We start from the raw sequence: 13,291 nt of genomic DNA, 5'->3' as shown, positions 1-13,291 counted from the left end.
ATGAAAATTGAGAAAGGAATTAAAATGCTTCTTGTAAGCTCCTACCCACCCAGAGAATGCGGAATAGCAACTTTTACGAATGATATTGTCAATGCATTGGATGTTGTCTTTGGGGATACGCTTCCAGTGGAAGTATGCGCGTTGCAAAATAGGGAGCAAGATTTCCAATATCCTGAAGAAGTGAGCTATGTACTGCCGGTAGATTCTTTGGTTCATTATAGGTTGGTTGCCGAGAAAATAAATGAACGAAACGATATTGGATTGGTTTGTATTCAGCATGAATTTGGTCTTTTTAGAGGGGATTATGGAGACCATATTCTTTCCTTTATTCTGGCACTCAACAAACCCATTGTAACCGTTTTTCATACGGTACTGCCTAATCCGGACGAAAAAAGAAAAAAAGTGGTTTATGCGCTCACTGATTTATCGGACAAAGTGGTGATACTAACCAAAAAATCAAAGGAAATTTTGGCCAATCATTACAATTGTCCTCCTTCAAAATGCATAATTATTCCTCATGGCAATCATACTGTTCTTTGGGAACAAAAAAAAGTACTGAAAAACAAATATGGTTTTAGAGACAGGGTGGTATTATCAACCTTTGGATTAATCAGTGAAAATAAAGGAATTGAAAACGTATTATGCGCTTTACCAAAAATCGTGGCTCAACATCCTGAAGTAATTTATCTTGTTATAGGAAAAACTCATCCTGAAGTTATTAAAAGAGAAGGTGAAAAATACCGCAATTTACTTACTGCTATAGTAAAAAAACTCGGTCTGGAAAACAATGTGATTTTCGTCAATGAGTATCTTCAATTGGACCAACTATTGGAATTTTTAACGTTATCTGAAATTTATTTATTTTCTTCCAAAGATCCCAATCAAACCGTAAGTGGAACTTTTGCATATGCTATGAGCAGCGGCTGCGCAGTAATTTCTACACCTATACCGCATGCTGTCGAATCATTAGGAAACGGCAATGGAATCCTATTGAAAAGTTTTGATAATCCTGACGAATTTAAGGAAGCAATCCTTTATCTCATCGAAAATGAAGAGCAACGAATCGCAATGGGGAAAAATGCTTTTTCTATGGCTCGTGCCACAAACTGGGAAAATATTGCCATACAATACCGCCTTTTATTTGACCAATTAACCAATAGAGAAGATGATTTGCGATTCAATTTCCCTCCAATAAAGTTAGATCATATCAAAAAACTGACTACCGATTTTGGAATTCTTCAATTTTCCAAATTCAGTCAACCTGATCCTGAATCTGGCTATACATTAGACGATAATGCCCGAGCATTAATCAATATGGTTCTATACAATAAAGCATTTCCGGATAAGGAAAACTTAAAATTAGCGAATACCTATTTGAATTTTATTGAAGGAATACAACAGCACGACGGTTGGTTTGATAATTATAAAGACTACAACAAGAAATTGACCAAACAAAACGAAGAGGTTAATCTAGAAGATGCAAATGGTAGAGCGCTGTGGAGTCTTGGAACGGTGATTTCTCACAGACAAAATTTACCGCTGGACATGATTTGCCAAGCAGTAAAATGCTGGGATAAAGCCATCAAAAAAATTGATAATTTTAAATCTCCAAGAGCCATAGCTTACGCATTAAAAGGACTTTATCATTATCATGAAATGTATGAAGACGGGGAAATAAAAAAACATATCGAGAATCTTGCTGATGAACTGTTGCGTCATTATAAAATCAATTCTGCCGAGAATTGGTGTTGGTATGAAGATTATATGACGTATGCTAATAATGTCCTTCCAGAAGCTATGATGTACAGCTATTTAGTCACCAAGAATCCGAAATATAAAAAAATTGCGGTAATTACGTTCGACTTTCTGCTTTCTCATTATTTTATGAAAGGACAGTTGAAAGTAATATCTAATCGAGGTTGGTTCAAGAAGCAAAATGAAAGAATTTTCTATGGCGAACAACCTATTGAAGTCGCTACAACCATTATTGCACTCGATCTATTTTATGAAGTAACGCAAAATAAAAAATATAAAGACCAATTAAAACTCGCGTTCATCTGGTTTTTAGGGAACAATCATCTAAAACAGATCATGTACAATCCGGAAAATGGTGCTTCCTATGATGGCTTGGAGGACAAACACATCAATATCAATCAGGGAGCTGAATCTACTTTGTGTTTTTTCAAAGCGCGATTAATCATGGAAAAATATACGGAAAAACCATCCAATCCAATAAAAATATCCAAAACGAAGTCCCTAATTACTTAAATTCCACTAAAAAATCTGCTGAAAAGCAGATTTTTTTATATCGTTTTCAATGCTTCGATAAGTACATTAATATCCTCTTTTGTATTGAAATGACTAAACGAAATTCGCAGACTTGGTTTTTTTAAATCTTCATTCGAAAGCATTTGGGCTAAAACATGCGAAGGTTTTATACTTCCGGATTGACAGGCACTTCCGCGAGAAACTGCAATTCCCTTCATGTCTAAATGAAATAAAATCATAGCAGTTTTATCCGCTGAAAAAGGCAATAAAACATTCAAAACTGTATAAAATCCATCAACAGTTCCATTGATTTCAAAAGCTGGAAATTCAATTTCAAGTTGGGTAATGAGGTAGTTTCGCAACTCAGTAATATGTTCTCTATCCGTTTCTAAATTGCTGTATGAAAGTTCTAAAGCTTTTGCCATTCCGGCAATTTGGTGCAAAGCCTCAGTTCCTGCACGCAATCCTTTTTCCTGTTCTCCACCAAAAAATAGCGGTTGCAATCCCGAATTTTTTCGAATAAAAGCAAAACCAACTCCTTTAGGTCCGTGAAATTTATGCGCACTGGCCACAATGAAATCGACAGGAATTGTTTGCAAATTTATTGATGTTTTCCCGATGGATTGCACGGTATCCGAATGAAATAAAACGCTGTGCTCTTGACAAATACGACCTATTCGCTCCAAATCTAAAATGGTTCCTGTTTCATTATTCACGTGCATCAAGCTAACTAATGTTTTCTTTTCCTGCGACAGTAATTCCACTAAATCCGTTATATCAATTTCACCATTTGGTTTTATTGCCACATAATCGACTTGAATACCATACTCTTTTTCTAATGCTAAAGCGGTGTATAAAACGGCATGATGCTCTATTTTACTGGTAATAATTCGTTTTACTTTCAAATCCTTAACCGCAGAACGAAGAATCCAATTATTAGCTTCGGTACCGCAAGAGGTGAAAATAATTTCTTGAGCCGTAGCATTCAAATTTTTAGCAATTGATTTTCTGGAAAGCTCCAAAATATTTTTTGCAGAACGTCCTAAACTATGTGTTGACGATGGATTTCCATACTCTTCCGTTAAAACTTTAGTCATTTCCTGAATCACCTCTGGACGAAGAGCCGTGGTTGAGGCGTTATCGAGATATACTTTTTTCATTTTTTAAAATATAAAATTATTAAAGCCCTTTGATTTCTGCTGGCATCGCTTTTGGTTTTTTGGAAAAGAGAATTCTTTCATTGAAAACAACTATTGAAACCATAATTAGAAAATAAGAAAACAATTGAAGGAAACTTACTTGCTCATTGTAATAAAATATGGCTAGTAAAAAATTAATAATCGGGTTAATATAAATCATAATTCCCACAGCGGAAGAGTTAATTCCTTTGAGCGCATAGAGATTTAAAAACAGTGGAATAATGGTAAAAAACACCACAATCATGAACATACAAGTGTAAAATAGAGGTTCCGTAGGGATAGCTCCGCTGTATTTTGGATAAAAAGGCAAAAGAACAAGCGCCGTAAAAATCAACTGAATGGTAAGACCCAGAAATTTATCCAAATCGTTATTTTTTCGTTGACTCACTAAATAGAGTGCGTAAGTAGCAGCGGTAATAAGGCTGTAAAAAATATCCTGAAAATGGTTGAATGATAACAAAATACAACTAAAAAAACTGATTGAAACAGCTACCCATTGCCATTTACTCAATGTTTCTTTCAACATAAAAAAGGCAAATACAGTAGTCACAATTGGGCAAATCAGATAGGCTAATGACGCCGCATTAACACTGACATGATTCATCACATAAATGTAAACAAACCAGTTTGAGGAAAGAAATACGCCACCGCCAAGTGTCAATAACACAACACTTTTCTGCTGTTTGTAAGAAATACTTTTGAAATGATTCCAATTTTGTCGCATTACTCTTCTTCGAAAAATTACATTGATTAATACCATTGTAATCACACTAAAAAATACCCGATAAAACAAAATATCCAAAGAAGGATAATTATGCAGCGGTTTCAAAGCAAAACTAAAAAAACCCCATACAAAAAAAGCTAAAAAAGCAGCCGAATAATATTTGTTAAGCCTCATGACTAGTATTAAATTGGTGCAAAGATAACGAATTCCATTGGCTTTAAATGACAGTAATACTGACAACTCCTGACCGTTACTTAAATCTCAGACATTTCAATAGAAAACCCAAAATCCTGTTAAATAATCTATTTTTAAACGGTTATGTATTTGGAACAAATTAAAAATTCTATTTTTGTTAGAAATATTATAAAAAATGAAAAGAGTCCTTAGCTTGTTGGTTTTTTCCATGTTCTTAAATGGGTGTGATGATGGTGATTTAATTCAAGAAAACATCAATTTTGAAGATGTTAACACGCAAAAATGCACCACTAACAACATCATCTACAAACTGAAAGACAGTGAAGCGCTTATTTTTGAAGCAACCGGAGTTACGTTCCCAACCGAAACTACTTCTCAGGAATTAAGCATCAGCAGTGCCAATCGCGTGATTTATCGCTTTTATAATGGTACCGTTAGTGCATCAACAATTTGCGAATCAATACCACCGGCAACTCCTATTGTTACAGGACAATGGACCGCTACAGGTGGGAAAATAGTAATAAATACAACTGCTGTAAAAACCGATGAAGCGGACAACAGTACAAAAATTACAGGTTACAATCACAATATCACTTTCAAAAACATCACTTTTGATAAAGGAACGGGTACTCAGGTATACGAAACATTCTCTTTTGGAGACTATTTGATTTCCGCAACTCCTTTACCTTTTGCATTCAATAAAACTCTTGAACAATGCAGTTCTTCAAAGCAATTATATGATTACAATAGTAGCGAAGCACTTATTCTTGATGTGGATTCCGCATTAATTGTTAATGAAGCAACACCTCTAAATGCACCAAGAACAGGACTGATAAGCGATACAAAAAACAAACTTACCTACCGATTATTCTCCGGTTTAGTAACCGGCGCTTATTTTTGTAACACCACTTTTCCAGCAACTCCAGTAGTCACTGAAGAATGGATTGCAGTAGCTGGAGTAGCAAATATAAGTGGTATCGTCGAAGTTACTACAACGGTTTTTGGAAACGGTTTTAAGCACACTGTTGTCCTCAAAAAAGTTAAAATGAAGAAAGGAAACAGTGATTTTATTTTGGGTGATAATTACATTTACGGTGAATTATTGACTACCAATTAAGAACCAAAAAGGCATGAAAATCGACCGCTAAAACGTTTGTTTTTTTGTCCAAAAAGAGACCCAATTTTAACTGAATTTCAATTGTAAAATTCAGTTAAAATTGGGTCTCTTTTTTTATTATAAAAACAAAAAATAAGAACTTACATGGCACTTTGCTTAATAAAAACTTCTGTTGCGCCTTGTCCATATTTTTGATAATTGCCTTCTTGAAAAGCGATGTTATCGTACCGACCTAATAAGAAATCCAACTCCGCTTTCAACACTCCTTCGCCAACTCCGTGAATAAAAACAATTTTCGGAATCCTATTGCGAATGGCAAATTCTATGTGTCGTTTTGCCGTTTCTGTCTGCAATGTCAGAATATCATAATTTGACATTCCGTGTTTATTTGGCACCAGTTTTTCAATGTGTAAATCAAACTCCGGAGCCGGAATTTCGTGCTTTGATTTCTTTTCTTTTACAAAACTTCGTGCTTTTGGAATCTCTTTTTCCTTAGAAACCTCACTTATATTTATTCTTCTAATAGAATCTAGTAAGTTACTGGAATCGTTTACTTTAATCAACTCTTTGACAAAAAATGTCATCATGAATCCATCCTCAGTTTCTATGGTTACTTGCTGCTCTTTTACGGATAACACTACTCCATTTATGGCTTCATCCAGTACTGAAACCTTATCTCCTTTGTTAAACATTTTCGTCTTCTTTATCTTGATTTTTACTCGGTGTTTTGGCACTCAATTGCATCATTCCAATCATAAATATTACAATTGCAACGACCATGATATACACATTTTTTTCGGCACTCACCTGCTCGTACAAAGCAACAATGATAGCGACAATCATTATGGGAATTATAAATTTTTTCATCTTTTAAAATATCAGATTCCAAAAGTAATGAATTTAAAATTGCATCAATTATTATGACAAATGTTTCTTATTTTTTCGTAAAATTGTAGAAAGAAAAACCATTGGATTTAGAAAAATATATGCTGCCGTGTTTAAGTAAAACACTCTTCGGAATGGAGTGTTTAGGCTGTGGTTTTCAGAGGGGATTTTTATTGCTTTTGCAAGGTGATTTCGAAGGTGCTTTTAAGATGTATCCAGCCATTTTTACCACCCTGTTATTTCTGGGAATTCTGGGTTTAAATTGTATTAACAAAAACAGGAATTATAAAAAACTCATCATTGGCTTCGCAATCTTAAATGGTGTTTTTATGATTGCGGGTTATTATTTTAAGCATTATTAACAGGTTCCTTTTTTAAACTTTTTAGAACAAAAAAATTATTTGATGCGTGTCAAAATATCATTCATCATTTCGATTTGCACTTTTTGAATTTGTATTAATTCTTCTTGCTGATGCATAATCAAATGATCCAGTTTTTCATGAAGCATTCTAATTTCAAGTTCTGATTTCAGATTAATCATGTAATCTTTTTTAGCTCTCTCGCGGTCTTTTTCTTCTTGACGATTTTGGCTCATCATAATTACCGGCGCTTGAAGTGCGGCAAGGCAAGACAAAATTAAATTCAACAAAATAAACGGATACGGATCAAATCCTTTATTCAAGAGAATATAGATATTGGCCAAAATCCACAACAGAATAAACACCCCGAAAAAAATGATAAATTTCCAGCTTCCGCCAAAAGCAGCTACTTTATCCGCCACCACTTGGCCAAAGGTTCGAATACCGGCTTCATCTTCTACAGTACTCACTAAGGATTTATCCTCGTTTAGCGACCCAATAACTCTGGTTTCCAGATTGGTCAACTCCCCTATTTCAACTAATAAATAATTCGAAATGTATTTCTCCCGATACATGTTAAGTTCAGTAATAGACAAGAATTTATCGGCATCAAAATCAGGATAATCATTTTGGATAAGTGCCAATATTGGATTTCGAATGGTTTTAGCAGACACTTTATCTGCAATTGGGAATTCTTTTTTGGAAATATCACTTATAAAAGTTGAATTACTTTTCATGGATTGTTATTTAGTGGCTAATTTAAAAAAACACTTTCATCAAAACTACTAATCGGTTCTTGTAGATTGAAAATAAATTAAAAATACGAAACCTCACTTTTCATCATAAAAATTTAAAACAATAAATTTCTTAGTATTTACACATCATAAATTTAACAAAAGTGTCGCAATAACCAAGATAGCTTCACACATAAGAAAGAAATAATTCGAAATAGTTCAATATCTTTGCGATTCGTTTTAAAACTCTGGAAAATGTCACTGAACTTCGAAAATATTCCTATCCGTTATTGTTGTTGTAGTTTTTAAAATTTACTTGATATAAACAGTTTTCGCAAACAAATTCTTATTGTAATTAAATCCAAAATCATTCGATTACAATTCAAACACTAGACATCAATAGCATGAAATCACAAAAAATATTAGACTTAATAGGAAATACACCTTTAGTTGAATCTACTCATTTGATACAAAATAAAAACGTAAAACTTTTGCTGAAACTCGAAGGAAACAATCCCGGCGGCAGTGTAAAAGATCGTGCGGCTTACAATATGATTAAATCTGCGCTGGAAAGAGGAGAAATCAAAAAAGGAGACAAACTCATTGAGGCAACCAGTGGTAACACTGGAATTGCTCTGGCGATGATTGCCCAACTATTTAATATCGAAATCGAATTGATCCTTCCCGAAGATTCTACTATCGAACGCACGCAAACCATGCGTGCTTATGGTGCAACCGTAATTTTGACACCCGCTGCTACCGGAATAATTGGTTCCAGAGATTATGCCGATAAAAAAGTAGCTGAAGGCGGTTACATCATGCTGAATCAGTTTGCAAACGACGACAACTGGAAAGCACACTACAATACCACTGGACCCGAAATATGGAATGATACCGAAGGAACTGTAACCCATTTTGTCTCGGCAATGGGAACAACAGGGACAATTATTGGGACTTCCACCTACTTAAAAGAAATGAATCCTGCTATCCAGATTGTGGGTGCGCAACCCAGCGACGGCTCCCAAATTCCAGGAATCAGAAAATGGCCTCAAGAATATTTACCTAAAATTTTTGATGCCAAGAAAGTAGATATAATCATCGAAGTTTCCGAAGAAGAAGCACGAGCGATGACCAAACGTTTAGCACTGGAAGAAGGCGTTTTTGCGGGAATGAGCAGTGGGGGCTCAGTAGCTGCGGCAATAAAAATAGCTGAAAATTTAGAATCAGGAGTGATTGTCGCTATCATTTGCGACCGAGGCGATCGGTATTTGTCTTCGGATTTGTTTGATTAAATTACCATGCCTTTATAAAAATAGCCTTCCTTTTCTGTATCTTTCCGATAAGAATGACGGGGTGTTTCATTTTATTTCGGCATCCCATTTTTTCTGTTTTCAAAATTTAAAATTAGGTTACAAATGAAAAACATCAAATTAATTTACAGTATACTATTTTTATCAATTGTTATGGGAGGAAAAGTACAGGCACAAGATTGGCCGAATTTAAATAAATACCAAAATGAAAATGCGAATCTAAAACCGATAGCGCCCGGAGATAAAAGAATAGTTTTTATGGGCGATTCCATAACCGAATTTTGGAGTGTAACAGATTCTGAATATTTTGCTGGAAAACCATACGTTAATCGCGGTATTAGCGGCCAAACCACACCTCAGATGCTAATCCGTTTTAGAGCGGATATTATAGCCTTAAAACCCGCTGCTGTGATTATTTTGGCTGGAATAAACGACATTGCCGGTAATACCGGTCCCGCAACATTAGATATGATTGCAAACAATATTTTTTTAATGGCTGAATTGGCAAAAGCAAACAACATTAAAGTGATTTTGTGTTCTGTATTACCAGCGTATGATTTCTCTTGGAAACCCAATCAAAATCCAGCTGAAAAAGTGGTCGCTTTAAATAAAATGATAAAAAATTACGCTGACGCCAATGGCATTCTTTATCTTGATTACTTTTCGACTATGAAAGATGAACGCAACGGATTGAAAACTGCTTATTCCGGAGATGGTGTTCATCCCAACAAACTAGGCTATCAGGTAATGGCTCCGCTAGCTGAAAAAGCAATCACGGAAGTTTTAGCAAAGAAATAATCTACTATACAGAAACAAAAAGGCTCGATTTAAATTAAATCGAGCCTTTTTGTTTTATTAATTCTTGCTTATACTAAAGTTGCTGTACTTGAAATTGCTGCATTCAACACTTTAGAAACCGGACAATTTTTCTCTGCTTTGGTAACCAATTGCTGAAAAGCATCCTCTGTTATTTCTTTTAATTTTGCTTGAACCGTTAATTGTGACGATATAATTGTCCCATCCACCAAATCGATATCGCATTTCGTTTCGATACTTTCAATTTCAAAACCTGCTTCGGTAATATAAGCCGAAAGTTGCATCGTAAAACAGCCTGCGTGAGCTGCTGCGATCAATTCCTCCGGATTTGTTCCTACTCCTTCTTCAAAACGGGATTTGAACGAATATTGCGTATCTTTTAATGTGGTCGATTGTGTAGTAAGTTTTCCGGCACCTTCTTTCAGTGAACCATTCCAGACTGCGGTTGCATTTCTTTTCATATTTTTCAGTTTTCTGTTTTCTCAAATTTAGTTCTTTTATCAAAAAACACTTTCAAACAATTGATAATTTAACTAAAATTTAAAGTTCTTTTCAATACTGAAACAATCATAATCTCTTTCACTTGCTACATTATTGCGTGTTCGAAAAAATCCTGATTCCATGAATTCTAAGCTACGTTTAAAATTAATATTAATGATACCTTTCTTATTTAATTCGTTGTGCTTACTAAAAAAGAAAGTGCTTTACGGGCCTAGTGTTATTGCTTGCGTAGCTAGGATTTGCAGTGAAAATCGGGAATAGGCCCAAATAAAAAACAGCTAAATGTGAAAATATTTCGCAATTTGAATTTATAAAACCATTCAAACACTTATTTTTGCGCTATGGCTAAGAAAAATACAGACAAAGTTGTCTTTCATCAAATAAAAGTCCTTGATGCTGGTGCAAAAGGCGTTTCGGTAGCAAAGGCTCCCGATGGAAAAGTAGTTTTTATCCCGAATGTGGTTCCGGGTGATGTGGTTGATGTGCAGACTTTCAAGAAGCGCAAAGCGTATTACGAAGGAAAAGCAGTTCATTTTCATGAATATTCTGAGCATCGTGTAGAACCTATTTGCGAGCATTTTGGTGTTTGCGGAGGTTGTAAATGGCAGAATATGAAATACAGCCAGCAGTTGTATTACAAGCAAAATGAAGTGAAAAATCATTTGCAACGCATAGGAAAAATAGAACTTCCAGAATTTGAACCGATTCTAGGTTCCGAAAAACAGTTTTTTTACAGAAACAAAATGGAATTTTCGTTTTCGAACAGCCGTTGGTTGACCGAAAAAGAAATTGACAGCACTGAAGATTTAGGAAATAGAAACGCACTTGGTTTTCACATTCCGAAAATGTGGGACAAAATCCTGGACATCAATAAATGTCATTTGCAGGAAGATCCATCGAATGCTATCAGAAACGAAGTGAGAGATTTTGCTAATGCAAATGGACTGACTTTCTTTAATCCAAGAGCGCATGAAGGTTTATTGAGAACTTTGATGTTGCGCACGGCTTCGACGGGTGAAATCATGGTTTTGATTCAGTTTTTTGAAAATGACAAAGCCAACAGAGAATTAATCCTAAATCATCTTTACGAGAAATTTCCGCAAATTACTTCGCTACAATACGTAGTGAACAATAAAGCGAACGATACTTTATACGATACCGATATTAAATTATACAAAGGTCGTGATTACATCCTGGAAGAAATGGAAGGTTTGAAATTTAGCATTAATGCCAAATCTTTTTACCAAACCAATTCGGATCAAGCGTATGAATTGTATAAAATAACGCGTGATTTTGCTGGATTAACAGGAAATGAAATCGTTTATGATTTATACACAGGAACTGGGACGATTGCTCAGTTTGTTTCGAAAAAAGCTAAAAAAGTAATTGGTGTAGAAAGTGTTCCTGATGCGATTAAAGACGCCAAAGCTAATGCGGTTCGTAATGAAATTACCAATTGTGAGTTCTTTGTAGGGGATATGAAGGTGGTGTTCAATGATGATTTCATCGCTCAACATGGTCATCCTGATGTAATTATCACGGATCCGCCAAGAGACGGAATGCATAAAGATGTAATCGAACAGATTATGAAAATTGCTCCTGAAAAAGTGGTTTATGTAAGTTGTAATTCGGCTACACAGGCACGTGACTTGGCTTTAATGGATGAAAAATACAAAGTAACTCGTGTGCGTCCCGTGGATATGTTTCCGCAAACGCATCACGTGGAAAATGTTGTACTTTTGGAAAGAAGATAAGCCCCCTAACCCCCAAAGGGGGAACAATAAAGTGTATATGAAAAAAATAATTTTATTGGTATTTGCATTAGCACTATCCTTCTCCGGTTGTGAGAAAGATGACATTTGCGATGCAAATACTCCCACAACGCCACGATTGGTGATTGGTTTTTATGATTTTTTGAATCCTTCCGTTTTAAAAAACGTATCTAATCTGAAAGTTGTTGGCGAAGGAATGACCGACGGAATCCTTTTTAACGGCAGTCAAACGACTAGCGGTAATACTATTTCTATTCCGTTAAAAACTGTTGGAACAAGTACGACCTATCGTTTCACATTAAATTCAGGAAATCCTAATCCTGTATTGATTGACGAAGACATCATAAAATTTGATTACACCACACAGGAACTTTTTGTTTCCAGAGCGTGTGGCTATAAATCAATTTTTACATTAGATCCCACAAATCCATATACACATACTGATGCGACAGCTGCAAATCAAAAATGGATAAAATTTATATCGGCTGAAAAAAGTAACATCGAAAACGAAAATGAAACACACATTAAGATCTTTTTTTAGTATTTGTCTCGTATTGTCGTTGACTTTGATACAGGCTCAAGAGACAACGCCTGTCAAAAGTGATCCAAAAACTGCCAAAGTAGAACAGATTATTCCTGAAGCGCCATTGCCATTAGTCAAAATTAGTCCTGAAATTATAAAGAACGATTCGATTCCTGTAAAGACCGATCGTTATGGTGTACGTGTGGGTGTTGATTTATATAAACTGACGCGCGCTCTTTATGACAAAGATTACAAGGGAATTGAGTTGGTGGGAGATTATCGATTGACTAAAAAATATTTTTTGGCTGCCGAACTTGGAAACGAAAACAAAACTACGGATGATGATCGTGTCAATTTCACCACCAAAGGTTCCTATATCAAAGCGGGTTTTGATTATAATGCCTATGAAAACTGGCTGGATATGGAAAACATTATTTCTATAGGAATGCGTTACGGTTTCAGTACTTTTAATCAACAATTAAACAGTTACAGTATTTACAATGCGAATCCGTATTTTGGAGAAGTTCCTGTAATTCCTTCTGGCAAAAAGTTTGATGGTTTATCCGCGAGCTGGATTGAAGTTGTTGCCGGAGTAAAAGCTAAAGTATTTGACAATGTATTTATGGGTTTCAGCCTTCGATTGAACCGATTGGTAACCAATAAAGAACCGGAGAATTTCTCTAACTTATATATTCCCGGATTCAACAGAACTTACGATGGTAGTTTTGGAGTCGGATTCAATTATACAGTAACTTATTTTGTTCCTATTTATAAGAAGAAAATTGCACCAAAAAAAGTAGATAAAAAATAACCGCCAATTCGCTAATTTTTATTTTTGGTAAAAATTAGCAAATTAGCGGTTCATATTTAAAACTAATATCTCAGGAT

The 13,291-nt window shown here is 35.1% G+C and carries 14 protein-coding genes; 8 read left to right on the top strand and 6 right to left on the bottom strand.

The annotated features are described in order from the left end of the window. Window positions 1-2,268: a glycosyltransferase gene (locus DR871_RS14130; RefSeq protein WP_113666835.1), complete on the top strand. Its 2,268-nt coding sequence runs from the start codon at window positions 1-3 to the stop codon at window positions 2,266-2,268. A gap of 35 nt (window positions 2,269-2,303) precedes the next feature. Here the strand turns inward: DR871_RS14130 and DR871_RS14125 are convergent, their stop codons facing one another. Continuing rightward, on the bottom strand, window positions 2,304-3,428 hold the full coding sequence (locus tag DR871_RS14125; protein WP_113666834.1) for a cysteine desulfurase family protein: 1,125 nt from the start codon (window positions 3,426-3,428) through the stop codon (window positions 2,304-2,306). A gap of 19 nt (window positions 3,429-3,447) precedes the next feature. Beyond that, a complete protein-coding gene (locus DR871_RS14120) occupies window positions 3,448-4,365 on the bottom strand; it encodes an EamA family transporter (RefSeq protein ID WP_113666833.1) in 918 nt (305 codons plus the stop codon). A 196-nt stretch (window positions 4,366-4,561) separates the two neighbouring features. Here DR871_RS14120 and DR871_RS14115 point away from each other — a divergent pair, with 196 nt between their 5' ends. Continuing rightward, window positions 4,562-5,503, top strand: a complete 942-nt coding sequence (locus DR871_RS14115) for a hypothetical protein (RefSeq protein ID WP_113666832.1) — start codon at window positions 4,562-4,564, stop codon at window positions 5,501-5,503. A 140-nt stretch (window positions 5,504-5,643) separates the two neighbouring features. Here DR871_RS14115 and DR871_RS14110 read toward each other — a convergent pair whose 3' ends face one another. Next, window positions 5,644-6,195 carry a Smr/MutS family protein gene (locus DR871_RS14110; protein WP_113633324.1) on the bottom strand — a complete coding sequence of 184 codons (552 nt, stop codon included), beginning with the start codon at window positions 6,193-6,195 and terminating at the stop codon, window positions 5,644-5,646. Beyond that, the gene (locus tag DR871_RS14105; protein ID WP_113633325.1) at window positions 6,188-6,370 is read right to left on the bottom strand and encodes a hypothetical protein; all 183 of its coding nucleotides are present in this window, start codon (window positions 6,368-6,370) and stop codon (window positions 6,188-6,190) included. The genes DR871_RS14110 and DR871_RS14105 overlap by 8 nt, the downstream gene beginning before the upstream one ends. A gap of 101 nt (window positions 6,371-6,471) precedes the next feature. Here DR871_RS14105 and DR871_RS14100 point away from each other — a divergent pair, with 101 nt between their 5' ends. Further along, the gene (locus tag DR871_RS14100) at window positions 6,472-6,750 is read left to right on the top strand and encodes a DUF2752 domain-containing protein (protein WP_113666831.1); all 279 of its coding nucleotides are present in this window, start codon (window positions 6,472-6,474) and stop codon (window positions 6,748-6,750) included. Between the two features lie 35 nt (window positions 6,751-6,785). Here DR871_RS14100 and DR871_RS14095 read toward each other — a convergent pair whose 3' ends face one another. Then, window positions 6,786-7,484 (bottom strand): DUF1003 domain-containing protein, encoded by a 699-nt coding sequence (locus tag DR871_RS14095; RefSeq protein WP_113666830.1) that lies wholly within the window; start codon window positions 7,482-7,484, stop codon window positions 6,786-6,788. A gap of 401 nt (window positions 7,485-7,885) precedes the next feature. Here DR871_RS14095 and cysM point away from each other — a divergent pair, with 401 nt between their 5' ends. Beyond that, on the top strand, window positions 7,886-8,773 hold the full coding sequence (gene cysM / locus DR871_RS14090) for a cysteine synthase CysM (protein WP_113666829.1): 888 nt from the start codon (window positions 7,886-7,888) through the stop codon (window positions 8,771-8,773). Between the two features lie 123 nt (window positions 8,774-8,896). Then, window positions 8,897-9,589: an SGNH/GDSL hydrolase family protein gene (locus tag DR871_RS14085; RefSeq protein ID WP_242497122.1), complete on the top strand. Its 693-nt coding sequence runs from the start codon at window positions 8,897-8,899 to the stop codon at window positions 9,587-9,589. A gap of 68 nt (window positions 9,590-9,657) precedes the next feature. On the opposite strand, the gene DR871_RS14080 is transcribed toward DR871_RS14085, so the two are convergent. After that, complete coding sequence (locus tag DR871_RS14080; protein ID WP_113666828.1) at window positions 9,658-10,068, bottom strand: OsmC family peroxiredoxin; 411 nt, start codon at window positions 10,066-10,068, stop codon at window positions 9,658-9,660. A 381-nt stretch (window positions 10,069-10,449) separates the two neighbouring features. On the opposite strand from DR871_RS14080, the gene rlmD reads away from it, so the two are divergent. From rlmD to DR871_RS14065, 3 genes are read left to right on the top strand one after another with little or no spacing between them, the layout of a single operon-like run. Beyond that, a complete protein-coding gene (gene rlmD / locus DR871_RS14075) occupies window positions 10,450-11,862 on the top strand; it encodes a 23S rRNA (uracil(1939)-C(5))-methyltransferase RlmD (RefSeq protein ID WP_113666827.1) in 1,413 nt (470 codons plus the stop codon). A gap of 37 nt (window positions 11,863-11,899) precedes the next feature. Continuing rightward, window positions 11,900-12,421, top strand: a complete 522-nt coding sequence (locus DR871_RS14070) for a DUF6452 family protein (protein ID WP_113666909.1) — start codon at window positions 11,900-11,902, stop codon at window positions 12,419-12,421. Then, on the top strand, window positions 12,393-13,214 hold the full coding sequence (locus DR871_RS14065; RefSeq protein ID WP_113666826.1) for a DUF6048 family protein: 822 nt from the start codon (window positions 12,393-12,395) through the stop codon (window positions 13,212-13,214). Before DR871_RS14070 ends, DR871_RS14065 begins: the two co-directional genes overlap by 29 nt. The last annotated feature ends 77 nt before the right edge of the window (window positions 13,215-13,291 follow it).

This window comes from Flavobacterium petrolei, assembly GCF_003314435.2.
Classification (GTDB): Bacteria; Bacteroidota; Bacteroidia; order Flavobacteriales; family Flavobacteriaceae; genus Flavobacterium; species Flavobacterium petrolei.
This window is presented reverse-complemented; position numbering and strand designations above follow the sequence as displayed.

Excerpts from the sequence above, each read along its gene's own strand:
- DR871_RS14130 (WP_113666835.1), top strand. The coding sequence starts at position 1 with ATGAAAATTGAGAAAGGAATTAAAATGCTTCTTGTAAGCTCCTACCCA.
- DR871_RS14110 (WP_113633324.1), bottom strand. The coding sequence starts at position 6,195 with ATGTTTAACAAAGGAGATAAGGTTTCAGTACTGGATGAAGCCATAAAT.
- DR871_RS14070 (WP_113666909.1), top strand. The coding sequence starts at position 11,900 with ATGAAAAAAATAATTTTATTGGTATTTGCATTAGCACTATCCTTCTCC.
- DR871_RS14125 (WP_113666834.1), bottom strand. The coding sequence starts at position 3,428 with ATGAAAAAAGTATATCTCGATAACGCCTCAACCACGGCTCTTCGTCCA.
- DR871_RS14065 (WP_113666826.1), top strand. The coding sequence starts at position 12,393 with ATGAAACACACATTAAGATCTTTTTTTAGTATTTGTCTCGTATTGTCG.
- rlmD (WP_113666827.1), top strand. The coding sequence starts at position 10,450 with ATGGCTAAGAAAAATACAGACAAAGTTGTCTTTCATCAAATAAAAGTC.
- DR871_RS14080 (WP_113666828.1), bottom strand. The coding sequence starts at position 10,068 with ATGAAAAGAAATGCAACCGCAGTCTGGAATGGTTCACTGAAAGAAGGT.
- DR871_RS14085 (WP_242497122.1), top strand. The coding sequence starts at position 8,897 with ATGAAAAACATCAAATTAATTTACAGTATACTATTTTTATCAATTGTT.
- cysM (WP_113666829.1), top strand. The coding sequence starts at position 7,886 with ATGAAATCACAAAAAATATTAGACTTAATAGGAAATACACCTTTAGTT.
- DR871_RS14105 (WP_113633325.1), bottom strand. The coding sequence starts at position 6,370 with ATGAAAAAATTTATAATTCCCATAATGATTGTCGCTATCATTGTTGCT.
- DR871_RS14115 (WP_113666832.1), top strand. The coding sequence starts at position 4,562 with ATGAAAAGAGTCCTTAGCTTGTTGGTTTTTTCCATGTTCTTAAATGGG.
- DR871_RS14095 (WP_113666830.1), bottom strand. The coding sequence starts at position 7,484 with ATGAAAAGTAATTCAACTTTTATAAGTGATATTTCCAAAAAAGAATTC.
- DR871_RS14120 (WP_113666833.1), bottom strand. The coding sequence starts at position 4,365 with ATGAGGCTTAACAAATATTATTCGGCTGCTTTTTTAGCTTTTTTTGTA.